Origin of the sequence: Microbacterium sp. ACRRU, from assembly GCF_022346945.1 — a bacterium.
Classification (GTDB): Bacteria; Actinomycetota; Actinomycetes; order Actinomycetales; family Microbacteriaceae; genus Microbacterium; species Microbacterium mcarthurae.
In genome coordinates, this window is the sequence record NZ_JAKRNI010000005.1 from 1 (window position 1) to 26999 (window position 26999).

Below are 26999 nucleotides of genomic sequence, written 5' to 3' on the forward strand. Positions count from 1 at the left end.
GGGATGCAGTCGTAGGACTCGGTGTCGGGGACGGGGCAGTCGGGGCAGGTGTGGCGACCGGCAGCACGGAGTCGGTCACCTCGGTGCGCGCCGAGGACGCCAGGTTGGCCTTCCAGTGGACGGACGAAGTGAGGCGCAGGACGTCGCCGTCGGGCTTCGCGCCCGGGAAGAGCGGACCTTGGCCGGGATCGCGCGTCATCGCAGCGAGGCGGCCGATCGGCACCGACACGGACGTGCCACAGCGATAGATGACGACGTTGCCCTGAAGCGTGGCGTGCAAAGTGAGGTCGGCCTCGTAGTCACCGATGTCGACCCACTGCTGGATCCTCACCTTGTGTCCGGGTCGCACCTGGGCGCTCTGTGCCGAGGACGTCACCGTGACGGAGTCCTCGGTCCAGGTCGACTGCTGGTCCGTGTAGTTGTAGCTGACGGTGGTCTCGCGCTTGAAGTCGGACTCGGAGCTGAAGATGCCCTTGATCTCGACCTTGGCTTTCGACGTCATGCCCAGTGTCAACGACGTACCGAAGCTGTTCTGTCTCGTGAAGACCGTCTTGTCGGTGTGGGTCCACGACTGGGAGACGCTCGTGAGGGTGAGGGGCGGTTGGTCCCGATCCTCGGGGTTGATGGGGTTGGCCAGGGAATGGTCGAAGAAGACCTTCCGCCCGCTGGGCGTGAACCTGCCATTCTCCGCCGTCATCTCTCCTGGCACAAGAGTGACGCCAGACACGTCGAACGTCGCGCCCTTGAGTTCGGGCGCATTCTTCAACGCTTCCTCGATCTTCGGATCGCCCTCAGAGACCGCGGCGGCGGCGGGGGCGGTCGCAAGCACGGTACCGGCGGGGACCGCCAGCAGCATCGCTGACGCGATGCATAACGCGGCGAGAGTGCGTGGTGTTCGTGGTTGGGTGAACGTCATCGTTCCTTGACCCTTCGGTTGGGGTTGTGAGTCGCGGACGTCGGTGCCCCGAGCCAGGGAGACGTGGTCCGAGAGCCTCGCCGCTCCGCGCAGCGATGCTCACCCGGTTCCTCGCCGAGGACAATGACTTCGTCGACTCTGAAAGTCGGGGTGAGAGCCTTGTTCGTCGAATCGATTTGATGCTCCTCCGGCGTCATGCGGCGGGGATTCGTCGTTGCGGGCGGGTCCGCGCGCCGTCGATCGTTCGAGCGGGGGCTCGACCATCGGCTAGACCCTTCCCCGCTGGAGTTCACCCGATCAGCGGGAGACGGCGCGATCGATGGCACACCTCGGCCGCGGTGTTCCCTGCTTCCGGAGCTCCGACCGGTCTCTGCACTCGCGCTCGAGAGCGACACGCCGACCCTTCGCGGGCGAAATCCGTCAAAATCCGCGTAATTCCGCGGTTCGGTTGATACTGTCGAGGCGGTCTCCCGACCACCGAGGAGAATTTCCTCCTCGTCCGAGTAACGAGAGGCGACACGACCGTCGCCTGGAGGACAACCACATGGCCGACAAGTCCATCACCAAGACCGAGCTCGTCGCGAGCATCGCCAGCGCGACCGGGCAGAGCCAGTCCGCCGTGTCGAGCGTGCTCGACTCCCTCTTCTCCACCGTCTCCGAGGCGGTCGCCAAGGGCAGCAAGGTCTCGATCCCCGGCTGGATCGCGTTCGAGCAGGTCGCGACCTCCGCTCGCACGGGCCGCAACCCGCAGACGGGCGAGGAGATCTCCATCCCCGCCGGCAAGCGCGTCAAGGTCACCGCGGGCTCGAAGCTGAAGGCCGCCGTCAAGTAAAGCGACAAAGACCTGTCGAGAGGGGGGATGCCAGCCGGCATCCCCCCTCTTGTCATCCCACGCGACGTAGGCTTGGGGGGTGAATTCCCGAGCCCTGCGCGTGGCCGGACCCGTCATCCTCGTCGTGGTCTCGGTGGTCTGCGTCGTCGCGGGCCTCGTCTACGGCGGCGGGGCCGCCCCTTCGCTCCTGGCGGACCCCGGCCCCGTCGTGCGCTGGGGTCTTCCCCTCGCGACACTCGCCGTGAACCTCTCCGCGGCGACCATGGTGGGCTCGCTCGTGCTCGCCCTCTTCGCGCTGCAGGCGGGCGAGCGGCCCTTCGAGATCGCGCTGGACACGGCATCCATCGGCGCGGCGATCTTCACCGTGGCATCCGCGGCCACCGGATTCTTGACGTTCCTCAACGTCATCAACGCAACCCCGACGCTCGACGCGGTCTTCGGACAGCAGCTAGGGCGCTTCCTAGTCGAGACCGAGATCGGTCCCGCGTGGCTGATCACCACGATCGCCGGTGCCGTCCTCACGGTGCTGACCTTCGCCGTACGCACGTGGATTCCGACGCTCCTCGTGGCGATCCTCGCCCTCGCGTCCTTGATCCCGATGGGCACGCAGGGGCACGCCGGTACCGAGGCCAGCCACACCGCCGCGGTCACCTCGCTCGTTCTCCATATCCTCGCCGCGGCCGTGTGGCTCGGTGGACTGGTTCTGCTCGTCGTGGTGCGGCCGGCCATGACCCGACCGCAGCTGCAAACGACGCTTCTGCGGTACTCGACGCTCGCGCTCGTCGCCTTCCTCGTCGTGGCGATCTCGGGAACGGTGCGCGCCTCGATCGGGCTGCTCGGATGGCAGAACCTCCTCTCGCCCTACGGCGTGCTGGTGCTGGTCAAGGTCACGGCGTTGATCGCGATCGGCCTCCTCGGCGCGTGGTACCGCCGGCGCCTCATCGCGCGCATGAGCGACGACGACGGATCGCGGCGGTTCTGGGGTGTCATCCTGCTCGAGCTGGTGTTCATGGGCGTCGCGAGTGGTGTCGCCGTCGCCCTGGCCCGCACGGCTCCGCCGGCGAGCGCGCTGCCCCCGATCGGCCAGACCCCGGCCGAGGTGCTCACCGGGTCGCCGCTCCCGCCCGAGTTCACGATCGATCGCTGGTTCACCGCCTGGGACGTCGATCTGCTGTGGGCGTTCGTGGCCGGTTTCGGTCTCTTCTTCTACCTCGCCGGCGCGTGGCGTCTGCACCGCCGGGGCGACGCGTGGCCGATCCATCGCACGGTGCTGTGGTCGCTCGGTATGGTCGCGATCTTCTGGGTCACGTCGGGCCCGCTGAGCGTGTACCAGGACTACCTGTTCAGCGTGCACATGATCGAGCACATGCTGCTGTCGATGGCGATCCCGCTGCTGCTCGTGGCGGGCGCCCCCGTGACTCTCGCTGCGCGTGCCATCCGCAAGCGCGACGACGGCACGCGCGGCGGCCGCGAGTGGATCCTGTGGGCCGTGCACAACCCCGTCGCGACGGTCCTCACCAACCCGTTCGTCGCCGCGGGACTGTTCATCGGGTCGCTGTGGGCGTTCTACTACACCGACCTGTTCCGGTGGTCGCTGTACGACCACATCGGCCACATCTGGATGGTCGCGCACTTCCTCATCACGGGGTATCTGTTCGTGCTGAGCCTCATCGGCATCGACCCGGTGCCCTTCCGGCTGCCGTATCCGGGGCGGCTCCTCGTGCTGATCACCGTCATGGCCATGCACGCGTTCTTCGGCATCGCGATCATGATGAACTCCGGGCTCATGGCCGCCGAGTGGTTCGGAGCCATGGGTCGCGAATGGGGTCTCACACCTCTCGAGGACCAGTACGCGGGAGGCGGCGTCGCGTGGAGCGTCGGCGAGATCCCGACCCTGATCCTCGCGATCGCCGTCGCAATTCAGTGGAGCCGCAGCGACGAGCGTCAGCAGCGTCGCCGCGATCGCCACGTCGACCGGGTGGGTGACGTCGAGCTCGACGAGTACAACGCCGAACTCGCGCGCCTCGCCGCCCGCGATGCCCGGCTCGCCGAGCGTGAGGCCGCACGCGGACGCTGAGGCCCGTCGCTTCGTCAGTCGGTGCGTCCGCCGACGGTGATGGATGCCGAGCCGTCGGGCTGCACGCTGATCTCCCCGTCCACGGTGAAGGGCACGTCCTCCTCCACCGTGCGGACCGAGCCGTCGAAGATCGATCGCACGTCGACCTCGATACGCGCGACGGCCTTCGCCGAAGGAATGCGCCACCCGGCACCGTCGGGAACGACCGACACGGTGGGCTGCTGGACGATCGACCAGGTCGGGGCGTCGTCGATGCGGTTGCGGACCGTGAACCCGAAGGGGCAGCCGGTGGGCTGGAGCACCTCCTGCTCGGCGCAGGAGGTGAGGAAATCCTCGACCCGCTGCTGCACGACCGACACGAACTCCTCGGTCGGTTCCGCCTGCACGTCGACGGGCACGCCGGTCAGAGGGGCATCGGCGAGGATCGCAACGCCCGGTGTGGCCGAGATCGCCGTGTCGACGGCGACGGAGTACAGGCCCGGGGAGAACACCAGGAGGGGTACGGCGGCGGACGGGTCGGCATCCACCCCGTCGACGGAGACTTGACGTTTGTCGACTTCGAAGCCGTTCACCGAGAACCTCATCGATCCCCGCACGGTGAGGTCGACGACGGCGAGGGGGCTGACGTCGAATCGCCAGCGTGGCGCCACGCCGATCCAGCCGTCCTGCCGGACGACGAAGGTGGTGCGACCGTCGTAGGCGGCGGCGCGGTAGGCGACGGTGACGCGGGTCACGTCGCCGTCGGTGACCTCTTCGACGACTCGGGTGTCGCCGATCCCCTGCAGGGCGTCGGAGCGCAGGAGCGCTTCGGACGCGGTCGCCGGGAGGCCGGCGGCCTCGAGCTCGGCCGAATCCACGGCGACGCCGGGGACGGCGAGCGCCTCCGCCGCGCGTCGGTCCTCCAGGAGCTCGAGATAGTGCAGCACGAAGGCGCGGGGGCTGTAGAGCTCGCGATAGGTGGCTGCGGCGCCGGCGCCCAGCGCGGCGAGGAGAAGAGCCCCGACGAGCCCCAGGATCGTGAGATCGCGGGCGAGGCGACGCGGACGCGCGGCGGCAACCTCGGGTGCCGTCGGTCCCCCACCCGCGCTCTCCACGCCCCCAGTCTAGGAAGCTCGCCTGCGAGCGGGCGGAATGCGTCGCTCCGCAGGTGTCATCCGCGGGCGGCGAGGCGCTGCACGATCGCAACGGCCGCGAGCTGTCCGGCCGCGATCGCCCCGGCGAGACTGGCCATCGGGCCGGGGAAATGATCGGCGTGGGCCATGTCACCCGCCGCGAAGACGCCCTCGACACTCGTGCGTCCGAACGGATCGACGCGCACAGCACCCGATTCCTGGAGTTCCAGACCCAGCTGGGCGGCGAACGGCGCCCGTTGCCGGGACACCGGGGCGACGAACGCGCCCGCCACCTCGACGGTGCCCCCGTCTTCGAGGGTCAGCCGCAGCCCGGTTGCGGTGCCGTCGGCGCGGGTCACGGCGGCGGGGTCGAGGACGACCACCTCGGATGCCACCGGCCGGAGCATCGACTCCAGCATCGCCGCATGCGGGGAGGCGTTCAGCACGGCGACCGGCCGCCCGGCGAATTCGTGTCCGTGACAGAAAGGACAGTTGGCGACGCGATCACCCCAGTGCTCACCGAGCCCCGGGATGGCCGGAAGGTCGTCGGAGAGACCGGTGGCCAGGACGAGGTGCTCGGCGTGCAGGACCTCTCCCTCGATCTCGACGCGCACGCCGTTGTCGTCGGATGCCACGGCCGAGACCGTGGCATCCCGAACCTCCACGGTGGCGTAGGCGGCGAGTTCGTCGCGGCCGCGGCCGCGCAGGTCGGCGGGAGCCGTGCCGTCGTTGCCGAGGAGATTGTGCGCGTGGGGGACGGTGGCGTTGCGGTACTCGCCCGAGTCGAGCAGCAGGGTTCGCCGGTGCATGCGGCCGAGGGTGAGAGCGGCTTGAAGGCCGGCGGGGCCGCCGCCGATGATGATCGCCTCGTACATGGGGTCCCTTCCGTTTGCGTTGCGGTCCATGATGTGACTTCATGTCGACATGAAGTCAAACGGTGAGTCCATCGGCGATGCCGCGGCGCGGTTCGGTCTCGAGACTCACGTCCTGCGGCACTGGGAGGACGAAGGGCTCCTCCACCCCGCGCGCGACCCCGCGGGGCGACGCCGATTCGGCGACGACGACCTGGTGCGGATCGCCGTCGTGCTCCGGAACAAGGCGGCGGGGATGTCGCTCGAGCAGATTCGCGTGCTCCTCGACGAGGGCGCACCGGATCGGCACCGCGTTCTCCAGGAGCACGTCGCCGAACTCGACCGTCGTGCGGCTGACATCGCGCAAGCCCGCGCGATGACCGAGCACGCCCTTTCGTGTCGGGCGCATGACATCACCCAGTGCCCGCGCTTCCGTGCCCACATCGACGACGTTCTCGCCGGAGAGGCCCAGTGGCTCGTCGTCCACACCGAGCCGCCCCACCGTGCCGCGGGCGCGCCCGCGAACTAGCATGAACCGGTGACCACGCCACCTCTCTCGGCCGAGCAGCAGGCGCTGTTCCGGCTGATCGAGGACACGCGCGAGCACGTGTTCGTCACCGGCCGCGCCGGTACGGGCAAGTCGACGCTGCTGCAGCACCTGGCGTGGAACACGAAGAAGCAGATCGCGGTGTGCGCCCCCACCGGCGTCGCGGCGCTCAACGTCGAGGGCCAGACGATCCACTCGCTGTTCCGCTTGCCGATCGGACTCATCGCCAACGGAGACATCGAGCAGAACGACGCGACCCGCAAGATCCTCAATGCGATCGACACGCTCGTCATCGACGAGATCTCGATGGTCAACGCCGACCTCATGGATGCCATCGACCGCTCGCTGCGTCAGGCCCGCGGTCGTCGTGCCGAGCCGTTCGGTGGCACGCAGATCGTGATGTTCGGCGATCCGTACCAGCTGGCCCCCGTGCCTCCTCGCGGCGACGAGGCGCGGTACATCCGTGACCACTACCGGTCGTTCTGGTTCTTCGACGCGAAGGTGTGGTCGGGAGAGGCCGCGACCGACGGGCTCATCGACATCGGTCGGCACGGCGCCGACCTGCACGTCAATGAGCTGGTCGAGATCCACCGCCAGTCTGATCCCGGCTTCAAGACGCTTCTGAACGCCGTACGCTACGGCCGGGTCACCGCCGAGATGGCGGGGGTGCTCAACAGCGCCGGCGCGCGCACGCCCCCCGACCCGGCGGATGGCGAGCACCCCGTGATCACGCTCGCCACGCGCAACGACCGCGTCAACGAGATCAACCGGCGCCACCTCGACGAGCTCGTCGGCCGTACGCAGACCGCGAACGCCGAGATCTCGGGCGATTTCGGCCGCGGCGAGGCCAACTATCCGGCCGAGCTCGCGCTGACGCTCAAGATCGGCGCCCAGGTGATGTTCCTGCGCAATGACGCCGGGCAGTTCGGTGAGGCTCCGCGCTGGGTCAACGGCACCATCGGCACCGTCACGCGGATCGCCGGCGACAGCGTGCGCGTCGAGGTCGACGGCGTCGAGCACGACGTCGAGCCGGCCGTCTGGGAGCGCTATCGGTACGCCTACGACCCCGGCACGAAGAATCTGTCGCGCGAGATCGTGGCGGAGTTCACGCAGTTCCCGCTTCGTCTGGCGTGGGCGGTCACGATCCACAAGTCGCAGGGGAAGACGTACGATCGCGCCGTCGTCGACCTCGGCGCGGGGGCCTTCGCTCCGGGGCAGACGTATGTGGCGCTGAGCCGGCTCACGTCGCTGGACGGCCTGTATCTCACGCGGCCGCTGCGCCCGAGCGACATCCGTGTCGACGAGGACGTCCGCCGTTTCATGAAGCAAGCCTGGCTCGGTCGGCAGCAGGCGGCGCAGGTGACGTGAGCGGGCCGACCGCCCGGCGCGCTCTCGTGGTCAGGCCACCCGGCCGGCTTTCGCGCGAGCCAGGTCGGCGCACAGCTCGCTCGTGAAGCGATAGGCGACGAGCACCTCGTCGATGACGCGTTCCTTCTCGTCGTCGTCCCAGGGCGCGGCATCCAGCTGCTCGCGATAGACGCGCTTGAAGGCGGTGGGATCGGCGATGTCGGCGAACAGGTACAGGCCGATGCCATTGGTCTCGAACCCGAAGCGCCGCTGCAGCAGGCGGCCGATCGAGGGACCGCCCGAGAGGTCGCCGAGGTAGCGCGTGTAATGGTGGGCGACGAAGCCGCCGGGCCACCGGGCCGCGAGCCGTCGGATGCGCGACACATAGGCCTGGGTCGTGGGCAGGGGCGAGATGCGCTCGCGCCAGTCGGGGCCGATCAGGAATGCGAGGTCGGCGCGGATGGCGGGCAGGCGTGTGAGCTTGTCGCTGAGGAACACCGACACCACCGGGTCATCGCGCAATCGGTCGGCGCCGGCCTCGAGGGCTTCGTAGATGAACCACTGCTGTGCGACGTGGGCGATGTAGTCCTCGCGGGTACCCGCACCGGTGATGAGGTCGACCATGAAGTCTGCGAGTTCGGAGGGCGCGTGCGCGGCGCTCGAGCGCTCCCGCAGCGCGGCGGAGAACGAAGCGACGGCCTTCATGCGGACATCATACGCAACGAGTTAGGTAAACCTAACCCCTGTTTGCTGCGGGATCACGCAGATGTGATGCAGACGTGACTCCGCGCGAGCGCAAGCCGCCACGGCATGTGTTCCGCGTGTGTTTGAATTCTTCGGAGGCGCGCTTCGTCGCGCCGGGAACGTGGGGTGAGTATGCGGGGATGGCGTCGCGCAGCGACCCTGGCGGTCGCGGGAGCCGGTGTCCTCGCCCTCGTCCTTTCCGGGTGCACCCCGCAGGCGTCGGCGGACGTCGACGTTCCCGAGCAGGTTCAGACCTCTCTTCCTGAAGAGACCGTCGCGCAGTTGCAGGATGCCGTCACCTCGGCGATGGCTGTCACGGGTTCCACCGGCGCGATCGTCGGCGTATGGGCTCCGTGGAGCGGCACGTGGGTGACCGGTCTCGGAACGCAGGGACCCGGAGGTGCCGAGGTCACCGCGGACATGGGCTTCCGTGCGGCCGACGTGACGCGTGCCATGACGTGCGACATCGTCTACGAACTCGCGGAGGCCGGCACATTCTCGCTCGACGACGCGGTGTCGACGTGGGTCAGCGGACTGCCGGGCTTCGATGACATCACCCTCGGGCAGCTGTGCGCCGGAACGTCCGGCCTGGGCTCGTACCAGCCGATCCTGGCGAACCAGGTGCTGAGCAACCCCGGCCGTGGGTGGAACGAGCGCGAGCTCATGGCCTACGGCGTCGCCAGCCCGCGCCGCAATGACCCAGGTGCGGCCTTCGCCGACTCCGACACGAACTACCTCCTGGCCGGCCTGGCCGTCGAACGGGCCACCGGTCAGGAACTCTCGACGCTCATCGCCGAACGGGTGGCTCAGCCGCTCGGCCTCGACGCGACCTCGCTTCCCGGCCCGACCGCCGCGGCGCCCTCTTCCAACGCTCTCAACGGTTACTGGTCGCAGCCCAACGCCGATGGCGCCTGGAACTGCAGCGACCCGGGAAACTACACGGTGTCGTCGGCGAGCTTCGGCGCGGGAGATTCCGGCGCCGTCACCGACATCACCGATCTGGGACGGTACGCCCAGGCCCTGGCCTCCGGCGCGCTGCTGTCCGAGGAGAACGATCGCTTCGCCGCGCCCCTGCCCGTGAGTGCCGATTCGCCGACGTGGTTCACCGCCGCGGGGGGCGCCTATCAGGCGGGATCACTCATCGGACAGTACGGCTCCGCGCCCGGATACATCGTCGGCGCGTTCGCCGACCCCGAAACGGGTATGTCGGTCGCGGTGGTCCTGAACAATTCCGGCGCCAACGGGATAGCCGGAGCGTGGCTCGCGTGGGAGCTCGCGGCGATCGCCTCGAAGGCCCCGGCGGCCGACGGCCGGAGCGTCCCCGAAGCGGGCCTTCCCTGGACGGCGCAGCAGATGCGCGACAACCTCGGGACGATCGCGATCTGCCCTCCCGCGCAGTGACCGCACGATGACCGCGGGTCTTGGTCGGAATTCCGCCGCGGCGCTCGTACTGATCGGCCTGACCTGCCAAGAGGTGGGGGCGTCTTTCGCCGTCATGCTCTTTCCGCAGACGGGGCCCCTCGGCATCGTGATGCTGCGTCTGGTCTTCTCGGCGCTGCTCCTGCTCGCCATCGCGCGTCCACGTCTGCGTGGTCACAGCCCCGCGGCGTGGCGCTCGGTGAGCTGGTTCGGTGTTGTGCTGGCATCCATGAACGGGCTGTTCTATCTCGCGCTCGAGCGTCTCCCCCTGGGCGTGACGGTCACGATCGAGGTGCTCGGCCCGCTCGCTCTATCGATCATCACCGCGAGCGGCGTCGGCCGCTGGCTGTGGGCAGGGCTGGCGCTCGCCGGAGTGGTCGCGCTGGGGGCCGGGGGATGGGACCGGCTCGATCCGCTGGGCGTGCTGTTCGCGCTGGCCGCCGCCGTCAGCTGGGCGCTCTACATCCTCGCCTCGGCACGGGTGGGGCGGGAGTTCCCCCGGCTCGACGGCCTCGCCCTGGCGATGACCGTGGGCGCCGTGCTGGCGTTGCCGTTCGGCGTCGCGCAAGCGGGGGAGGTGTTGCTGCGCGGCGAGATCCTCGCCCTCGGTGCGGCGGTGGCGCTTCTGTCGTCGACCGTCCCGTACGCCCTGGAGCTCATCGCTCTGCGCCGCCTCCCGGCCTCGGCGTTCGCGATCATGATGAGCCTCGGGCCGGCGACGGCGTCCGTGGCCGGCTTCCTGCTGCTCGGCCAGCACCTGTCGTGGCTCGAGCTCTGCGGCGTCGCCCTGGTCATCGCGGCGAGTATCGGCGCCGTCCGGTCCGCGTCCCGTCGAACGACCACCGAGCCCGTCGGCTGACCCGATGGATGCCACGTCCCGGCCCCCGGCGCAAGGGTCGGCCGTCGCAGCGCGTCGCGGATCAGGATGACGGGATGAACGATGACGACCAGCAGACCCGTGCCGACTTCGACGACGCGGTGAACATGACCGCGAGCGAGCTGAAGAAGTGGCTCGACACCGACGAGTCCAAGGCGGTCGGGCAGAAGGACGGCGGCGGAGAGTCGACGGGGCATCGCAGCGGGCGTCGGATCGTGGAGATCCTCGGGAAGAAGAAGGCCGACCTCACGGATGCCGACCTCGCGCATATGCGGAAGGTCGTGGGGTACGTCAAGCGGCACCGAGCGCAGCGGCCGAAGGGCGACGTGAGCGACACTGACTGGAGGTACTCGCTGATGAACTGGGGTCACGACCCGCAGAAACACTGAGCGCCACCCTCATCCATCGCCCACCCCTGAGGGGGATTCTCATCATGCCCATCATCGACAGCGCGGTGTACGTCGACGGTCACCGCATCCAGAACCCGTCGAGCCTGGACCAGACTTTCGAGTACATGGAGGCCCACGGCGGCATGGCGTGGATCGGTCTGTTGCGTCCGTCTCCGGAGGAGCTCGAGCGAGTGGCGGCGGAGTTCTCGCTGCACCCGCTCGCCGTCGAGGATGCGCTCGCCGGACATCAGCGTTCCAAGCTGGAACGGTACGGCGACAACCTCTTCGCGGTCCTGCGCCCGGCGCGGTACATCGACGAGACCGAGACCGTGGAGTTCGGCGAGCTTCACGTGTTCATCGGGCCCGAGTACGTCGTGACGGTGAGGCACGCGGAGGTGCCGGACCTCTCACGGGTCCGTCGCCGGATGGAGGAGAACCCCGAGCTGCTCGCGCGCGGGCCGGAGGCGGTTCTGTACGCCATCCTCGACGAGGTGGTCGACCAGTACGACCCTGTGGCGCGGGGTCTGCAGAACGACGTCGACGAGATCGAGGATGAGCTGTTCGAGGGCGGCGATGCCGAGCTCACGCAGCGCATCTACGAACTGGCGCGCGAGGTCATCCACTTCCAGCGTGCGACCGACCCCCTCCGCGACATGCTGCAGGCGCTGTTGCGCGGGGCCGACAAGTACGGGGTCGACATCGAGCTGCAGCGATCGTTGCGCGACGTGCTCGACCACGTGCTGCGCCAGAGCGATAAGGTCGCGGCGCTCCGCGCCATTCTCGACAATGCTCTCACCGTCAATGCGACGCTCGTCGCTCAGCGACAGACCGCGACGTCGCTCGAGCAGAACGAACAGGTGAAGAAGATCTCGGGATGGGCGGCGATCCTGTTCGGCCCGTCACTGGTCGGGGCGATCTACGGCATGAATTTCCGGAACATGCCCGAGCTCGACTGGACCCTCGGTTACCCGATGGCGTTGAGCCTCATGGCCGCGACCTCCCTGGGGTTGTGGCTGACGTTCAAACGCAAGCACTGGTTGTGACCCTGCCATCCGCGGGGCGCGACGGGCGGACCCGCACGCGCCGGATGCCGAAGATGAGCGGGTGACTGACACCATTGCGACAGGCTTCGGCAAAGATGCCGAGCCGACATCCACATCCACCGTGCAACTCGAGGACGCCGGGTACCACAAGCGCCTGAACTCCCGACAAGTGCAGATGATCGCCATCGGCGGCGCCATCGGCACGGGCCTCTTCCTCGGCGCGGGCGGTCGTCTCGCCCAGGCGGGACCGGCCATCGTGCTCTCGTACGCCGTGTGCGGGCTGTTCGCCTTCTTCATCCTGAGGGCGCTCGGAGAGCTCGTTCTTCACCGCCCGACCTCCGGATCGTTCGTGTCCTACGCGCGCGAGTTCTTCGGAGAGAAAGCGGCCTTCGTCTCGGGCTGGTTCTACTGGATCAACTGGGCGACCACGACGATGGTCGACATCACCGCGGCGGCCCTGTACATGAACTTCTTCGGGAAGTACGTGCCGTGGATCGGCGCCGTCCCCCAGTGGGTCTGGGCGCTGGCCGCGCTCGTGACCGTGCTCGCGGTCAACCTCGTATCCGTCAAGGTGTTCGGCGAGCTCGAGTTCTGGTTCGCCCTCATCAAGGTCGCGGCGCTCGTCGCATTTCTCCTCGTCGGCACCTACTTCGTGATCTTCGGCACCCCCACCGGGGGAACGGTCGGCTTCTCGCTGATCGCCGAGAACGGCGGCTTCCTCCCCAACGGCATCCTGCCCGCGATCATCCTCATGCAGGGCGTGGTGTTCGCGTACTCCGCGGTCGAGTTGATCGGCACGGCGGCGGGCGAGACGAAGAACCCCGAGAAGGTCATCCCCCGTGCGGTCAACTCGGTAATCATCCGTGTCGCCGTGTTCTACGTCGGCTCGGTGCTGCTCCTCTCGCTCCTGCTGCCGTTCACCGCGTACTCCAAGGACGAGAGCCCGTTCGTGACGTTCTTCGCGTCGATCGGGGTGCCGGGCGTCGACGTGATCATGAACCTGGTGGTCCTCACCGCGGCGTTGTCGTCGCTCAACGCGGGGCTGTACTCCACGGGCCGCATTCTGCGCTCGATGGCGGTGGCGGGTTCGGCGCCGAAGTTCGCCGCGCGGATGAACAGGGCCGGTGTGCCGTACGGCGGGATCGCCATCACGGCGTGCGTCGCGGTGGTCGGCGTCGTGATCAACTTCGTCGCGCCCACCGACGCCTTCGAGACGGTGCTCAATGTTGCGGCCGTCGGCATCCTGGTGAAGTGGGCGACGATCGTGGCGTGCCAGATGCGGCTGAAGTATCTCGCCGACCGCGGGCATCTCGTCCGGCCGTCTTTCCGGCTCTTCGGGGCGCCCTACACGGCGTATCTGACGCTCGCGTTCCTCGCCGCCGTGCTCATCCTGGTGTTCATCGACTCGCCCGCGACGGCGCTGGTCGCGCTCGTGGCGAGCGTTCTCATCACGATCGGCTGGTTCGCCTGCCGCGCGCGCATCGCCGAGCTCGCCGCGGAGCGCGAGGGCTACACGGGCGCGTTCCCCGTGGTGCCCAGCCCCTTCTCGCGCGACTGAACGCGGCCTCGCCGCGGTGGCGTGGGGGCGTCACCGCGGCGAGTCGGGGCGGGACTCGTCCCGGCGCAGGCCGACGCGGGCGAGCACGAACAGCACCACTCCCACCGCGAGCAGGATGGCGCCGAACAGCCACACCGTCGGGCTCTGCTGACTCAGCAGGACGATGCACGAGGCGATTGCGAGAACGGGCACGATGGTCCACACGCGGAAGTGATCGTGATCGGTGCGGTCGCGGCGCAGGACCAGGACCGAGACGTTCGCGCTCAGGAAGACGAACAACAAAAGCAGGACGACGGTCTCAGCGAGGAGCGTCAGGTCGCCGACGAGCGTCAGCAGCATCGCGACGAGCGTGGTGGCGACGATAGCGACCCACGGTGTGCGTCGACGGCGGAGAACCCGCGACAGCACCCGGGGCAGCAGTCCCTGCTCGGACATGCCGTAGGCGAGGCGGCTCGCCATGATCATAGTAAGCAGCGCCCCGTTGGCGACGGCGATGAGGGCGATGAGGCTGAACACCCAGGACGGGATCGCGACACCGCTCGCTTCAACGACGGCCAAGAGCGGCCCGCTCGAGCGGGACAGCTCGTCGGCCGGGAGGGCGATGCTGCTCGCCAGACCCACGAGGACGTAGACCACACCGGCCGTCACCAGAGCGGCGAACAGTGCCCGCGGGTACACCCGGGACGGGTCCTTCACTTCCTCCACCATGTTCGCCGAGGTCTCGAACCCCACGAACGAGTAATACGCGATCACCGCCCCGGCGAGCACAGCCGTCGCCGCGTTGGTCCCTTCCGGCGTTTGCCCGACGCGCGACACGTCGCCGCCGCCCCCGACGACGAGGACACCGACGACGACCACGACGATGACGAGTCCGCTGACCTCGATCGCCGTCATGACGAAGTTCGCCCCCATCGATTCCCGGATGCCGCGCGCATTCAAGGCGGCGACCGCGGCGAGGAAGACGATGGCGACCGGCGCGACCGGAAGCGGGAGAAACGTCCGCAGGTATTCTCCGGCGAAAGCGATGGACAGGCCCGCGGCGCTGGTCACCCCGGCGGCCAGCATGCAGAAGCCGACCAGGAAAGACACGAGGCGATTCTTGAACGCGCGCTCGGCGAAGACGGCGGCGCCGCCGGCGCGCGGGTACTTCGTCACCAACTCCGCGTAGGAGCCGGCGGTGAGTAGAGCGAGCAGGAGAGCGACGAGCAGCGGTGCCCACAGCACCCCACCGACCCGCTCGGCCAGGACGCCCATGAGCGCGTAGACACCCGCGCCGAGGACATCGCCGAGGATGAAGGCGAACAGCAGAGGACCGCCGATGCCCCGCTTCAATGTGGAAGGTCGCCGAGTCTCTGTGGTCACCGGCCGACCGTAGGGACCGTGACGTATTCGCCGAAGCGGGTTGACAGCATCGCGTGATGCCGTCAGTCGCACACGAAGGAACGGCCCCCGCCGTCGCCGATGGGGTGGGTGCGGGGGTGTTCAGCCCCGATGGAACGGGCAGCCCGACGGTGCGTCGGCGCGGCGCACACGTCCGCCCGAACGCGGCTTCGTCGGCATCCGTCGCCGGTTCACCTCGAGACCTCGCCCGCTGATGCGGATACGGGGGTCGCTGAGGGTGGCGATCGCTGCCGCGAGTCCCGCGATCGCGAGCTTCTCACCGGGGCATCGGTGTCCGGTAGCGACACCTGCACCGCCGTGCGGAACGAACGCGGTGAGGGCTTCGTAGTCGTCGACGCCGCGGAATCGTTCGGGGTCGAACTGCGGCGCTCGCGTCCATTCCCGTGCGTCGGTGTCCGTGCCGAGGATGTCGAGCAGCACCCGGCCCCCCTGTGGCACGCGCTGACCGTCGAGCTCGATATCGGTCGTGGCCCACGCCGGCAGCATCGGCACGAAGGGCGCGGTGCGGCGGATCTCCTGGGCGAACATCGTTGCGAGCTCACCGCCGACCAGGTGCCCTCGCTCGGCGGTCTCGGCCGCGATCCGTTCGCGCCACTCCGGCCGGTCGTGCAGTTCCTTGGCGGCGAACGCAACGAACCGAGCCACGGCGATCATCGGGCGGAAGCTGTTCTGCAGCTCGACGCCCGCCCGGCGGGCCGGCAGCAGGGCGCCCTCACGGTCGCGGTGGTGGGCCCATGCGGCGAGCGCGGTGCCCGCGTCCGGGTGCAACGTGCCCGCACGCACGGCGTCGATGAGCTCCTCCGCGTGCCGGTCCGACCAGCGCCGATTGACCAGGGCGAGGAGGAACTCGGGGGAGTAGGGGACGCCGAAACCGTCGACGATCTGCGCCTGACGACGAGCCCAGCGTGTCCGCGCCGCCGCGGTGCCGGGAATTCCCGCCCACCGCATGATCGCGCGGCCCAGCGCCCCCACCGCGGCGTCGTACGCGGTCTGCTCGCCCCCGGCCACCCAGGCGTCCAGTTCGCTACGCCACTCGAGTTCGATCTCCGGAAGCAGGCGCTGCACTTCGGTGTCGTCATAGAGAACGTCGACGAAGGTGGCCTTGCGATGGCGATGGTCGTCGCCGTCGAGACTATGCACAGAGCCGTGGCCGAAGAGCGATTCCTGAATGAATGCCGGCATGGCTCCGTGGCGCCGGATGCGCGATTCGTCGTAGAACAGCCGCACCCCCTCTTCGCCGCGGACGAGAAGCGCGGGGCGCCCGAGCAGACGGAAGGGGACGGCGCGGGCGCCGCGCCCGGCTCTGCGCCACACGTGGGCTCCGAAGCCATAGCCGCGGATCAGGAGCGAGAGCGAGTCGTCACGGAGCGGGGCCGGGAGGGATGCCATGCCGATCACGGTTCCACCCCGGGCTTTCGGCGCCCAGGGGGCGGCGTCCAGAGTCGCCGTGTGATAGCGCGGTTCGGTTTCCCGCCCGGGGCCGGCCCGACCGTCTGCCGCCGTCGATAATGGACCGGTGGAGCCCTGGGAGATGCGCGAGTGGTTCCAGGAGTTCCTCGACACGCTCAACCGCCACGACGGTGAGGGTCTGCGCGGGCTCCTCGCGCCGGACGTCCGGCGCGCGCATCTGCCCGCGGGGGCCGAGGCGTGGCTCTCCGACTACGCCGACCTCCTGCACGGGTTCCCGGACTGGCAGTGGCGCCGGATCCAGGTGCTCGTCGAGGAGGATCGCCTCGCCGTTCACCTCCGCGGGGGCGGCGCCCACACCGGTGTGTTCCACGGCATCCCGCCGACGCGCCGACGGGTCAGCATCGCCTCGTTCGCGATGTACCGGGTCGCGAACGGCCGCATCGTCGAGGCATCCGGAACCGACGACGCGGATGCCATCCGCGCGGCCCTGATCTGACTCCGCGCCGTCTGTCAAGCGGCTCCTCCGCGACGCGCGCCCGGATACGTTCGGAAACCCCGCGAGGGGTGAGAGGACACACGCATGACTGCTGACGATCGACCCGGTTCCGGGGTCGTGTGGGCGCGTGTCGAGGAGGGATTCCATGTCGCGAGCGCGCGCGGGGCTTTCCTCGGCTACATCGACCGGGAGGCGGACGGGAGCTACCTAGCCTATAACGGGCGCTCCCGCCCCGTGGGGCGTTTCCCGGCGCTCGTCGCGGCGATGGCGGCCGTCGCTCACGCACACGACGACGTGACGGGTGTGGATTCCGAGATCGAACTGCGTCAGATCCCTGACGTCTCCTCTGGGCCGGTGGTGCGCTGATGACCGCGGATCTGTTCTCGCTGACGTATTCGAGCACCGCGGCGGTGCCGTTCGACGACGACGCCCTGGCCCAGCTCCTCGAGGCCAGCCGCGTCTCGAACGTCGCCACCGACCTCTCCGGCTTGCTGCTGTACCGGAAGGGCCGGTTCCTGCAGGTGCTCGAGGGTCCGGAGCCGGCGGTCCGGGATGCCATCGACCGCATCGGCAACGATCCGCGCCACCGTGATGTCCGGATCCTGGTGGCGGAGCCGATCGAGAAGCGCCGGTTCGCCGACTGGACGATGGGGTACGAGCCGATCGGGGCAGCGGCGACGCCGCCTCCAGCCGGCTTCCGTGACAGCTTCGACGACCTCGACTCGGGAGACGAGACGCTCACCGCTCGCGCCCTCGGTGAGCTGGCGCTGTGGTTCCGCGTGCGGTCGGTCGCCGCTCCGCGCCGCGTCGCCTAAGGGCGCGACGGCCCGAGGACGGCGATCAGAAGCCGGTCGATGACCGCGTCGTCCATCGGCGACCGACTCAGCACGCGCAGGATGATCGCGCCGACGAGTGCCTCGGACAGTTCCGTGAACGGGGCATCGGGGGCAAGGTTCGGCTCGATGCCGGCAGCGGCACGCAGACGGTCGGCGAGTGAGTCGGCGTCGGCGAGGCTGTCGCGCAGCCGGCGCCCGATCTCGGCGTTCTCGGTCGCCGCGGCGATCAGCGAGCGGATGAGGGGTTCCCCGGCGTCGCTGTCGATGACCGAGGCGATCGAGTGCAGCCACACGGTGAGGTCGCGGCGGATGTCGCCGGTCTGGGGAAGGGAGAGCTGCCGCGGGAGCAGGTCGCGCTCGAGGAGGCACTCGGCGACGATGTCGCTCTTGGACGACCACCACCGGTAGATCGTCTGCTTACCGACGCCCGCGCGGGCGGCGATGCCCTCGATCGTCAAGTGGTCGTACCCGCGCTCCGCGAAGATCTCGGCGGCGGCGGTGAGGATCGACCGACGAGCGGCTTCGCTGCGGACGGGACCCGTACGGGTCTGTGCCATGGAGGCTCCTCCCACTCTAGACGAGACGGTGCGTGTTATCTTTTGGGCGGCCCGCCGGCGCCCTCCGGGGACTCGGTCGCGAGCCACCGATTCTACGAGCCGAAGGACGCCGATGGCCGAGCTTCTCCACCGACTGGGCGCGTTCGCGGCACGCCGCGCGTGGGTGGTCATCGCCACGTGGACGCTGATCCTCGCCGTCACCGTCGGCGGGTTCCTCGTCGGTTTCAGGGGGCTGTCCTCCAGCTTCGACATCCCCGGAACGGCGTCCGGCGACGTGATCGCCCAGCTCGAAGAGGAGCTCCCGGACTTCAGCGGCGCGAGCGGCACCATCGTCTTCTCCACCGAGGACGGCGCAAGCCTCAGCGACGAGCAGCGCCGGGAGATCGCTGCGCTCGTCGAATCGGCGCGCGACCTGCCCGACGTGGCCGACGTCATCGACCCGTTCGCGACGTCGCAGGAGCTCGCCGATCGACGGCAGCAGGTCGAAGACGGACGTGCTCAGATCGCCGCCGGGCGAGAGCAGGCGGAAGGCGGTCGCCAGCAGCTCGACGCCGCCCGCCAGGAGCTCGAGGCGGGACAGGCGCAGCTGGATGCCGCCCGCGCGCAGCTGCAGGCCGCTCCCGAGCCGCAGCGCAGGGCCGGACTCGCCGCCCTCGATCCGCAGCAGGCCCAGTTGGATGCCGGGAGGGCCGAGCTGGACGCCCGCGAACAGCAGGTGCGCGACGGCCTGGCCACGCTCGACGCCTCCGAGGCCGAACTGGAGCGCGGCGCAGAGCTGCTGTCGTATGCCGATGGCATCCGCGTGGTCTCCGACGACGGCTCCACCGCCATCGTCAACGTGTCGTTCACCGAACCCCGCCTCGAGCTGGCGCAGGAATCGAAGGATGCCGTCATCGAGCACTTCGAGGGCACCCCCATCGACGGCGTCGAAGTGGGCATCTCGACCGACATCTCGCAGGGCATCCCCGAGATCCTCGGCGTGGGCGAGGCCATCGGCGTCGCGATCGCCGCCATCGTGCTCGTCGTCGTGCTCGGATCGGTGCTGGCCGCGGCCTTCCCCATCGTGACCGCGCTCGTCGGCGTCGCCATCGGCGCCACGGCAACCCTGTCGTTCTCGGGCGTCATCCAGATGGCATCCGTCACCCCGTTCCTGGGCGTGATGCTCGGCCTCGCGGTGGGCATCGACTACGCGCTCTTCATCGTGTACCGCCACCGCCGTCAGCTCCTGCAGGGAGCCGACGTCGTCGAATCCATCGGTCTGGCCAACGGCACCGCGGGCACCGCGGTCGTGTTCGCCGGGACCACCGTGATCGTGGCGCTCCTCGCGCTGAACATCACCGGCATCCCGTTCCTGGGTCTCATGGGAACCGCCGGTGCGATCAGCGTCGCGATCGCCGTGCTCATCGCGGTGTCGCTCATCCCGGCGTTCCTCGGGCTCGCGAAGGGCCGAGTGCTGAGCAGACGCGCGCGCGAACGTGCCGTGCGTGCCGCCGACAGCGCAGACACGTCGCGCTCGCGCGTGCGCCCCATGTCGGGGCTGCGCGCCGTCGTCACGGTCGTCGTTTCGATCGTGGCGCTGCTGGTCATCGCCATCCCGGCCCTGTCGATGCGACTCGGGCTCCCCGACGGCGGCTCCGAAGCGGAGGACTCGACGGCCTACCGCGCCTACACGATCACCGAGCGCGAGTTCGGTCAGGGCGTGAACGGACCGCTCCTGGTCACCGCCGACCTGCCCGAGGGACTCGGCGACGTCCAGGTGCAGGAGGCGCAGCTCGAGGTGGCGCGCGTGCTCGCCGCGCAGGACGACGTCGTCGCGGTCGCTCCCGTCGCGGTCTCGGACGATTCGCGCCTCGCCGCCTTCCAGGTCGTGCCGGCCGAGGGGCCCAGCAGCGAGTCGACCGAACGTCTGGTGCGCGATCTGCGCGCCCTGCCGCCCGTCGACGGCGACATCACGCTCGGCGTCGCCGGCCAGGCGGCCATCAACATCGACATCTCCGAGGGGCTCGCCGACATCCTGCCGCTGTACCTCACGGTCGTCGTCGGACTGTCGTTCCTCATCATGGTGATGGTCTTCCGCTCGCTCCTCGTCCCCCTCGTGGCGACGGGAGGATTCGTGCTGTCGCTCTTCGCGACGTACGGCGCGGTGACCGCGATCTTCCAGTGGGGCTGGTTCGGTCCCCTCCTCGGCATCCATCAGACCGGGCCCATCCTGAGCTTCCTGCCGGTCATCCTCGTCGGCATCCTGTTCGGGCTCGCGATGGACTATCAGCTGTTCCTCGCCACCGGCATGAGAGAGGCGTTCGTGCACGGATCTCCGGCACGGCTGGCCGTGGCGCAAGGCTTCCGCGCCGGACGCACGGTCGTCATCGCCGCCGCGATCATCATGATCGCCGTGTTCGGCGGCTTCGTCACGAGCGAGGCGGTGATCATCAAGTCGTTCGGCCTCGGCCTCGCGGTGGGTGTGCTGCTCGACGCGTTCGTCGTCCGGATGCTGCTCATGCCCGCGGTCATGCACCTTCTCGGCCGGTCGGCGTGGTGGCTGCCTCGCTGGCTCGACCGCGTCATCCCGAACGTCGACGTCGAGGGCGCCGCGCTCGAACGGCGGCATCCGGCTCACCACTGAGCGCCGGGCGCCCACCCGACGCCAGGCGGTGCCTCACGCGAAAGGTCCGGCACACCGGCTGCGCCGGTCTGTCGGACCTCTGGAGGGGCTGACGGGAATCGAACCCGCGCTGTCTGCTTGGGAAGCAGAAGTTCTGCCATTGAACTACAGCCCCGAGCGCCGTACGGCACTTCCGCCAGCATAACAGCGTCTTCCTCGGCATTCGGGTGCGCCGCGTCGATGCTCGGGCCGTCCTGGCGCGTCGACCCTCGCCAGATGACCCGTGGATGCCGAGATGCCCCCCGATTCGGCGCGATTGCGGGTCGTTTCGCGAAACGCAGGTGATCTCGCTGCCGAGTGACGGGGGCCGGGGAGTCCGGCGTCACGCACTCCGACCCCACGGCCTAGGCTGGGGCCGTGCTGCTCTCCGATCGCGATATCCGCGCCGAACTCGCCGACGGACGCCTGGGGCTCGACCCCTTCGATCCCGCCATGGTGCAGCCCTCGAGCGTCGACGTGCGCCTCGACCGGTACTTTCGGCTGTTCGACAATCACAAGTACCCGTTCATCGACCCGGCCGAGGACCAGCCCGAGCTCACGCGCCTCATCGAGGTGGAGCCCGACGAGCCGTTCATCCTGCACCCGGGTGAATTCGCGCTCGGATCCACGTTCGAGCGCGTCACTCTGCCCGACGACGTCGCGGCCCGCCTCGAGGGGAAGTCGTCGCTCGGCCGCCTCGGGCTGCTGACCCACTCCACCGCCGGCTTCATCGACCCCGGCTTCTCGGGTCACGTCACGCTCGAGCTGTCGAACGTCGCGACACTGCCGATCAAGCTCTGGCCGGGCATGAAGATCGGGCAGGTCTGCTACTTCCGCCTCACCTCGCCCGCCGAGAACCCCTATGGCTCGGGGCCGTACGGCAACCGGTACCAGGGGCAGCGCGGCCCGACGGCGTCGCGCTCGGCCCTGAACTTCCATCGCACCGACGTCGGCACGACCGACGCCGGCGCCGCCGGCAGCTGAGCCGCCCGCACGAAGAACAGCCCCGTCGAGTCGACCTCGGCGGGGCTGTTCGGTTTCTGCGTTCGGGAGGCGGCGCGTGGGCGGCGTCCTCGCTCGCGATAAACGCGATTCGCGGGCAGAAACGCGGTGTGCACGTGTTTCTCGTCGCGAGAAGCGTTTATCGAGGATCACTCGGATGCCGTGGGCTCACCGGATGCCGAGGACTCGCGGCCGCGACGGAAACCGGCGTCGAAGCCGCGCTCGTAAGCGCTCTGCGCGGACCGGCGGTCGTCGTGACCCCGGCCGTGGTGTGCGTGTGCACGGTGATGTCCGTGGCCGCCGCGCGGGTCGCAGCCGCGTCCGTGACCGGCGTGCGCGCGTTCGTGGTGGGGGATGTGGCCGTCGGCGCCGTCGTCGCCGCGGGGGCCGTAATCGTCGCCGCGGGGGCCGTGGTGCTCGCCGGCACCGGCGTCCGGCTCGAAGCCGTGCGCGCCAGGGCCGAAGGCGGGACCCCGACCGCGCCCCGGGAAGCCGAAGCCGCGCCCGAAGCCGCGCATGCCCGGGCCGCGCCCGCGGCCGAACGCCGCCGTGTCGGCTTCGTCGATGCCGAGCGCCGCCGACACCGCGTCGAGCGCGGCGACGAGACGGTCGAGCTCGTCGGCGGGAATGTCGGCGAGGAGCGTCGAGCGATCGGCATCCACCCGATCGAGGACCGCACGGCCTTCGTCGGTCAGTGCCCAGCCGTCGTCCGTGCGTACGATCCACCCGCGCTCGGCCAGGGCCGTGACGCGCGTGCCGCCGCGCGCGAGGCGGTCGATGACCCACGGGGCGTCGATGCGGCCGTCGATCGCGCTCAGCACGAGGAGGGTCTTGGGGTGCAGGTCGCTGTCGCGCAGCTGCGCGAACAGGCGATGGTGCAGCGCGTGACCGACCATCGTCAGGCGGTGGGCGAGGCTGCGGGGGTCCAGAGGTGCGGAGGTGTTCATGGGGTGTTCCTTTCGTCGGCGGAAGTTCCGCCAATTACATGTCATGTGACAACAGATGCACTGTGACATGCATTCCCGACGCATGTCAAGCGACATGTAAAGTCGGGCTGTGACCGCTGACCCCGCCGACGAGATCGCCGCCGCCCTCGCCACCCTGCGCGGTCGTCGTCCGCGCCCGCCCTTCGGCGGCGGTCATGGTCGCCCGCACCCCCACGAGCACCCGGGGCACGGAGCCCATCCGTTCCACGGGGGTCCGCCGTGGGGCGATCCGGGTCAGGGGCGGTTCGCCGGCGTCGCACGCCTGCGCATGCTCGACGCCCTCGTCTCCGCCTCCGCCCCCCTGTCGGTGAGTGAGATCGCCGACGCGGTCGGCGTCGATCAGCCGCGCGCGTCTCGTCTGGTGCAGCAGGGCGTGCAGATGCACCTCGTCGAACGCGAAACCGATCCCGAGGACGCGCGTCGCACGCGGGTGCGCGTGACGCCGGAGGGCGAGCGGCTCGTGTCGGGAGTCCGCGGCCGACGCCGGGATGCCGTGCGCTCCGCGCTGGCATCGTTCACCGACGCCGAGCGGGCCGAATTCGCCCGGCTCCTCACGAAGTTCGCCGACGCCTGGCCGCAGGGCTGAGCCCGCGGCATCCTTCCGCCGGGACGGGGGATGCCACGGCGCGAGGTCGATCTCGGAGGAGCCGCTCCGCGGGGGCGACGCCCCCTCGGGGCCCCGCCCGCGTCAGCGGATCGCCGCTCCGCGGTTCTGCACCGGGATCATCAGCGCGAGCCCCACCGCGAGGATCAGCACGATGCCGAGGATCCCCAGGCGCGTGTCCCCCGTGAGGGACACGAACAACGCGAACAGCCCCGGCGCCAGGAACGACACCGCCCGGCCCGTCGTGGCGTACAGGCCGAACATCTCGCCTTCGCGACCCTCGGGCGTCGCCCGCGAGAGATAGGTGCGGCTGGCCGACTGCACCGGACCCACGAACAGCCCCAGCGCCAAGCCCGCGACCCAGAACGCCGGCTGCGACGTGCCGATGAACAGGATGACGGTGCCCAGCACGATGAGCCCCGACAGCGAGAACACGATGACGCGCTTGGGACCGAAGCGGTCGTCGAGGCGTCCGGCGAACATCGTGCTGACACCGGCGACCACGTTCGCGGCGACGGCGAAGTACAGCACCTCGGTCGAGGAGAACCCGAACACCTGCGCCGCGATGATCGCGCCGAAGGTGAAGACGCCGGCGAGTCCGTCGCGGAAGACCGCGCTGGCGACGAGGAACAGCAGCACCGGGCGGCTGTCGCGCCACAGCGACCGGAGCGTGCCCCACAGCAGCACGTACGACTGCAGGAAGCCGACGCGCACGCGGCGACTCTGCGCGGGGATCTCCGGCACCCGCAGGAGCACCGGGATGGCGAAGACCGCGAACCAGACCGCGGATGCCAGCACCGCCAGCCGCACGTTGAGACCGCCGTCCTTCGACACGGCGAGCAGGCCCGCGGCATCCGGGTTCCCGAAGCCCTGGATGAACAGCACGAGCAGCACGAGCAGCAGCACGATGCCCCCGACGTACCCCATGCCCCAGCCGAAGCCCGAGACGCGGCCGATGTTCTCGCGCGTGGAGACCTGCGACAGCATCGCGTAGTAGTTGACGCTGGCGAACTCGAAGAACACGTTGCCCACCGCCAGCAGCGTCGCGCCGAGCACGAGGTAGCCGGGCGTGCCGTCGACGAAGACCATCGCCGCCATCGCGAGCACCACGACGCCCGTATTGACGCCGAGCCACAGCTTGCGCCGACCCGTGCCGTCGCTGCGCTGACCCAGCACGGGGGCGAGGAGCGCGACCGCGATGCCGGCGAACATCAGCGCGTTGGCGACCACCGCGGCGTTCTCCGCCAGGGCCTTCACCAGTTCGGGGTTGCGCTCGTCGTCCCCGGCGGCGGCCACGATCGCGGGGTCGACGAACAGCGTGCTCGACAGATAGGTGCTGAAGACGAAGGTCGTGACGACGGCGTTGAAGGCCGCCGACCCCCAGTCCCACAGCGCCCAGGCCAGGACCGGGCGGCGACCCTTTTCGGTGGGAATGGATGCCGCGGGCGCGGCGCCGGGAGTGGACATGTCGCTCACGCTAGGACCCTTCGGTGAACGCGCGGATACGACGCGCGAGGACGCGTCGTCGTCGGCGCGTGCGCTCAGGCTAGACCCTCGAAGGTCCTCGAGCGGGGGTTTCCCGGGGTGGCGGACTACCGTGGAGTCATGGCATCCGAAACCCCCGTCCCCGCAGCCGAGGCGGACAACGCCCCCGAGCAGCTCACCTTCGCCGACCTGGGACTGGATGCCGCCGTGCTCAAGGCCCTCAAGGACGTCGGGTACGAGACCCCGTCGGCCATCCAGGCCGCGACCATTCCGGTTCTCCTCCAGGGCCGCGACGTCGTGGGCCTCGCCCAGACCGGAACCGGGAAGACCGCCGCGTTCGCGCTTCCCGTGCTGTCGCAGATGGAGACCGGCCACAAGAACCCGCAGGCTCTCGTGCTCGCCCCGACCCGCGAGCTCGCGCTGCAGGTGTGCGAGGCGTTCGAGAAGTACGCGGCGCACATCAAGGGTGTCTCGGTGCTGCCCGTCTACGGTGGCCAGGGCTACGGCCAGCAGCTGTCGGCACTGCGCCGCGGCGTCGACATCGTCGTGGGAACGCCCGGTCGCATCATGGACCACCTCGACAAGGGCACCCTCGACCTCAGCGAGCTGAAGTACCTCGTGCTCGACGAGGCCGACGAGATGCTGAAGATGGGCTTCGCGGAGGACGTCGAGACGATCCTCGCCGACACCCCGGCCGACAAGCAGGTGGCGCTGTTCTCGGCCACGATGCCGGCGCAGATCCGTCGCATCTCCGCGCAGTACCTGAACGATCCCGAAGAGATCACCGTCAAGACCAAGACGACGACCTCGGCGAACATCACCCAGCGCTACCTCGTGGTGTCGTACCAGCAGAAGATCGACGCCCTCACGCGCATCCTCGAGGTCGAGAACTTCGAGGGCATGATCGTCTTCACCCGCACGAAGAACGAGACCGAGACGGTCGCCGAGAAGCTCCGTGCCCGCGGATACACCGCCGCCGCGATCAACGGCGACGTCGCCCAGGTGCAGCGCGAGCGCACGGTGAACCAGCTCAAGGCCGGCAAGCTCGACATCCTCGTCGCCACCGACGTGGCCGCGCGCGGTCTCGACGTCGAGCGCATCAGCCACGTCGTCAACTACGACCTCCCGATCGACACCGAGTCGTACGTGCACCGCATCGGCCGCACCGGCCGCGCGGGCCGGACCGGGGATGCCATCAGCTTCGTCACGCCGCGCGAGCGCCGCATGCTCACCGCGATCGAGAAGGCCACGCGCCAGCCGCTCACCGAGATGTCGCTGCCGAGCGTCGATGATGTCAACGCCACGCGCCTCACGCGCTTCGACGACGCGATCACCGCCGCGCTCGAGGACACCGCCGCGATCGCGACGTTCCGCGACGTCGTCGCGCACTACGTCGCGCACCACGACGTGCCCGAGGCGGACGTCGCCGCCGCGCTCGCCGTTGTCGCGCAGGGCGACACCCCGCTGTTGCTCGAGGAGGAGACGATCGCTCAGCCGCGGTTCGACCGCGACCGCGATCGCGCTCCTCGCGAAGGAGGACGCGACGGGGGCCCGCGCCGCGAGCGCGACGCCCGCTTCGCGACCTACCGCATCGCCGTGGGTCGTCGGCAGCGAGTGGAGCCGCGTCAGATCGTGGGTGCCCTCGCCAACGAGGGGGGCCTTCGCCGCAACGACTTCGGGGCGATCCAGATCCGGCAGGACTTCTCGCTCGTCGAGTTGCCGGCGGATCTGTCTCGCGACACCCTCGACCGCCTGACCGACACGCGCATCTCGGGCGTGCTCATCGACCTGCGCCTCGACCAGGGCGGTCGCTCGGCGAAGCGCAGCGACCGGCCGCAGCGCCGCCCGCGCGACCGCGACTGAGCCCAC

Annotated in this window: 25 protein-coding genes and 1 tRNA gene; 16 read left to right on the forward strand and 10 right to left on the reverse strand. The window is 69.5% G+C overall.

Features of this window, described 5'->3' with window-relative positions; genetic code table 11:
* The coding region (locus MHY30_RS04470; protein WP_239275448.1) for an ETX/MTX2 family pore-forming toxin at positions 1-916 on the reverse strand (916 nt) is incomplete at its 3' end.
* Positions 917-1460: 544 nt separating this feature from the next.
* Between MHY30_RS04470 and MHY30_RS04475 the strand changes: the two genes are divergently transcribed.
* Together MHY30_RS04475 and MHY30_RS04480 are read left to right on the forward strand one after the other, a co-directional pair.
* On the forward strand, positions 1461-1748 hold the full coding sequence (locus MHY30_RS04475) for an HU family DNA-binding protein (RefSeq protein ID WP_022878194.1): 288 nt from the start codon (positions 1461-1463) through the stop codon (positions 1746-1748).
* A gap of 79 nt (positions 1749-1827) precedes the next feature.
* On the forward strand, positions 1828-3825 hold the full coding sequence (locus MHY30_RS04480; protein ID WP_239275450.1) for a cytochrome c oxidase assembly protein: 1998 nt from the start codon (positions 1828-1830) through the stop codon (positions 3823-3825).
* Positions 3826-3839: 14 nt separating this feature from the next.
* On the opposite strand, the gene MHY30_RS04485 is transcribed toward MHY30_RS04480, so the two are convergent.
* Together MHY30_RS04485 and MHY30_RS04490 are read right to left on the reverse strand one after the other, a co-directional pair.
* Positions 3840-4919 (reverse strand): hypothetical protein, encoded by a 1080-nt coding sequence (locus tag MHY30_RS04485; RefSeq protein ID WP_239275452.1) that lies wholly within the window; start codon positions 4917-4919, stop codon positions 3840-3842.
* A gap of 56 nt (positions 4920-4975) precedes the next feature.
* On the reverse strand, positions 4976-5842 hold the full coding sequence (locus MHY30_RS04490; protein WP_239275454.1) for an NAD(P)/FAD-dependent oxidoreductase: 867 nt from the start codon (positions 5840-5842) through the stop codon (positions 4976-4978).
* Between the two features lie 19 nt (positions 5843-5861).
* On the opposite strand from MHY30_RS04490, the gene MHY30_RS04495 reads away from it, so the two are divergent.
* Both MHY30_RS04495 and MHY30_RS04500 read left to right on the forward strand, forming a co-directional pair.
* Positions 5862-6317 (forward strand): MerR family transcriptional regulator, encoded by a 456-nt coding sequence (locus MHY30_RS04495; protein WP_239275456.1) that lies wholly within the window; start codon positions 5862-5864, stop codon positions 6315-6317.
* 9 nt (positions 6318-6326) lie between these two features.
* The gene (locus MHY30_RS04500; RefSeq protein WP_239275458.1) at positions 6327-7703 is read left to right on the forward strand and encodes an ATP-dependent RecD-like DNA helicase; all 1377 of its coding nucleotides are present in this window, start codon (positions 6327-6329) and stop codon (positions 7701-7703) included.
* 30 nt (positions 7704-7733) lie between these two features.
* Here the strand turns inward: MHY30_RS04500 and MHY30_RS04505 are convergent, their stop codons facing one another.
* Complete coding sequence (locus tag MHY30_RS04505; RefSeq protein WP_239275460.1) at positions 7734-8387, reverse strand: heme oxygenase (biliverdin-producing); 654 nt, start codon at positions 8385-8387, stop codon at positions 7734-7736.
* Between the two features lie 171 nt (positions 8388-8558).
* Here MHY30_RS04505 and MHY30_RS04510 point away from each other — a divergent pair, with 171 nt between their 5' ends.
* The 5 genes from MHY30_RS04510 to MHY30_RS04530 all read left to right on the forward strand — a co-directional run bounded on the left by MHY30_RS04510 (position 8559) and on the right by MHY30_RS04530 (position 13712).
* Positions 8559-9827, forward strand: a complete 1269-nt coding sequence (locus MHY30_RS04510) for a serine hydrolase (protein WP_239275695.1) — start codon at positions 8559-8561, stop codon at positions 9825-9827.
* Between the two features lie 7 nt (positions 9828-9834).
* Complete coding sequence (locus MHY30_RS04515; protein WP_239275462.1) at positions 9835-10704, forward strand: DMT family transporter; 870 nt, start codon at positions 9835-9837, stop codon at positions 10702-10704.
* Between the two features lie 74 nt (positions 10705-10778).
* Positions 10779-11111 (forward strand): DUF3140 domain-containing protein, encoded by a 333-nt coding sequence (locus MHY30_RS04520; protein ID WP_239275464.1) that lies wholly within the window; start codon positions 10779-10781, stop codon positions 11109-11111.
* A gap of 44 nt (positions 11112-11155) precedes the next feature.
* A complete protein-coding gene (gene corA / locus MHY30_RS04525; protein WP_239275465.1) occupies positions 11156-12154 on the forward strand; it encodes a magnesium/cobalt transporter CorA in 999 nt (332 codons plus the stop codon).
* A gap of 73 nt (positions 12155-12227) precedes the next feature.
* Positions 12228-13712: an amino acid permease gene (locus MHY30_RS04530; RefSeq protein WP_239275697.1), complete on the forward strand. Its 1485-nt coding sequence runs from the start codon at positions 12228-12230 to the stop codon at positions 13710-13712.
* A gap of 30 nt (positions 13713-13742) precedes the next feature.
* Here the strand turns inward: MHY30_RS04530 and MHY30_RS04535 are convergent, their stop codons facing one another.
* Positions 13743-15074: an APC family permease gene (locus MHY30_RS04535; protein ID WP_239275466.1), complete on the reverse strand. Its 1332-nt coding sequence runs from the start codon at positions 15072-15074 to the stop codon at positions 13743-13745.
* Between the two features lie 120 nt (positions 15075-15194).
* Positions 15195-16502, reverse strand: a complete 1308-nt coding sequence (locus MHY30_RS04540; protein ID WP_239275468.1) for a cytochrome P450 — start codon at positions 16500-16502, stop codon at positions 15195-15197.
* 127 nt (positions 16503-16629) lie between these two features.
* Here MHY30_RS04540 and MHY30_RS04545 point away from each other — a divergent pair, with 127 nt between their 5' ends.
* The 3 genes from MHY30_RS04545 (at position 16630) to MHY30_RS04555 (ending at position 17834) form a co-directional block, all read left to right on the forward strand.
* Positions 16630-17019: an ester cyclase gene (locus tag MHY30_RS04545; RefSeq protein WP_239275470.1), complete on the forward strand. Its 390-nt coding sequence runs from the start codon at positions 16630-16632 to the stop codon at positions 17017-17019.
* An 84-nt stretch (positions 17020-17103) separates the two neighbouring features.
* Positions 17104-17385, forward strand: a complete 282-nt coding sequence (locus MHY30_RS04550) for a hypothetical protein (RefSeq protein WP_239275472.1) — start codon at positions 17104-17106, stop codon at positions 17383-17385.
* Entirely contained in the window at positions 17385-17834 is a 450-nt protein-coding gene (locus MHY30_RS04555; RefSeq protein WP_239275474.1) for a BLUF domain-containing protein, read from the forward strand. Before MHY30_RS04550 ends, MHY30_RS04555 begins: the two co-directional genes overlap by 1 nt.
* Here MHY30_RS04555 and MHY30_RS04560 read toward each other — a convergent pair.
* Positions 17831-18412: a TetR/AcrR family transcriptional regulator gene (locus tag MHY30_RS04560; RefSeq protein WP_239275476.1), complete on the reverse strand. Its 582-nt coding sequence runs from the start codon at positions 18410-18412 to the stop codon at positions 17831-17833. The genes MHY30_RS04555 and MHY30_RS04560 overlap by 4 nt on opposite strands.
* 112 nt (positions 18413-18524) lie before the next feature.
* On the opposite strand from MHY30_RS04560, the gene MHY30_RS04565 reads away from it, so the two are divergent.
* Positions 18525-21035, forward strand: a complete 2511-nt coding sequence (locus MHY30_RS04565) for an MMPL family transporter (RefSeq protein ID WP_239275478.1) — start codon at positions 18525-18527, stop codon at positions 21033-21035.
* An 80-nt stretch (positions 21036-21115) separates the two neighbouring features.
* Here MHY30_RS04565 and MHY30_RS04570 read toward each other — a convergent pair.
* Positions 21116-21189: transfer RNA gene (locus tag MHY30_RS04570), tRNA-Gly, on the reverse strand.
* A 242-nt stretch (positions 21190-21431) separates the two neighbouring features.
* Between MHY30_RS04570 and dcd the strand changes: the two genes are divergently transcribed.
* Positions 21432-22037, forward strand: a complete 606-nt coding sequence (gene dcd, locus MHY30_RS04575; protein WP_239275480.1) for a dCTP deaminase — start codon at positions 21432-21434, stop codon at positions 22035-22037.
* Between the two features lie 167 nt (positions 22038-22204).
* On the opposite strand, the gene MHY30_RS04580 is transcribed toward dcd, so the two are convergent.
* Positions 22205-23002: a MarR family winged helix-turn-helix transcriptional regulator gene (locus MHY30_RS04580; protein ID WP_239275482.1), complete on the reverse strand. Its 798-nt coding sequence runs from the start codon at positions 23000-23002 to the stop codon at positions 22205-22207.
* Positions 23003-23111: 109 nt separating this feature from the next.
* On the opposite strand from MHY30_RS04580, the gene MHY30_RS04585 reads away from it, so the two are divergent.
* Complete coding sequence (locus tag MHY30_RS04585; RefSeq protein ID WP_239275484.1) at positions 23112-23627, forward strand: MarR family winged helix-turn-helix transcriptional regulator; 516 nt, start codon at positions 23112-23114, stop codon at positions 23625-23627.
* A gap of 102 nt (positions 23628-23729) precedes the next feature.
* Here the strand turns inward: MHY30_RS04585 and MHY30_RS04590 are convergent, their stop codons facing one another.
* Positions 23730-25112 (reverse strand): MFS transporter, encoded by a 1383-nt coding sequence (locus tag MHY30_RS04590; RefSeq protein WP_239275699.1) that lies wholly within the window; start codon positions 25110-25112, stop codon positions 23730-23732.
* 138 nt (positions 25113-25250) lie between these two features.
* Here MHY30_RS04590 and MHY30_RS04595 point away from each other — a divergent pair, with 138 nt between their 5' ends.
* Positions 25251-26993 (forward strand): DEAD/DEAH box helicase, encoded by a 1743-nt coding sequence (locus MHY30_RS04595; protein WP_239275486.1) that lies wholly within the window; start codon positions 25251-25253, stop codon positions 26991-26993.
* Positions 26994-26999 lie beyond the last annotated feature (6 nt).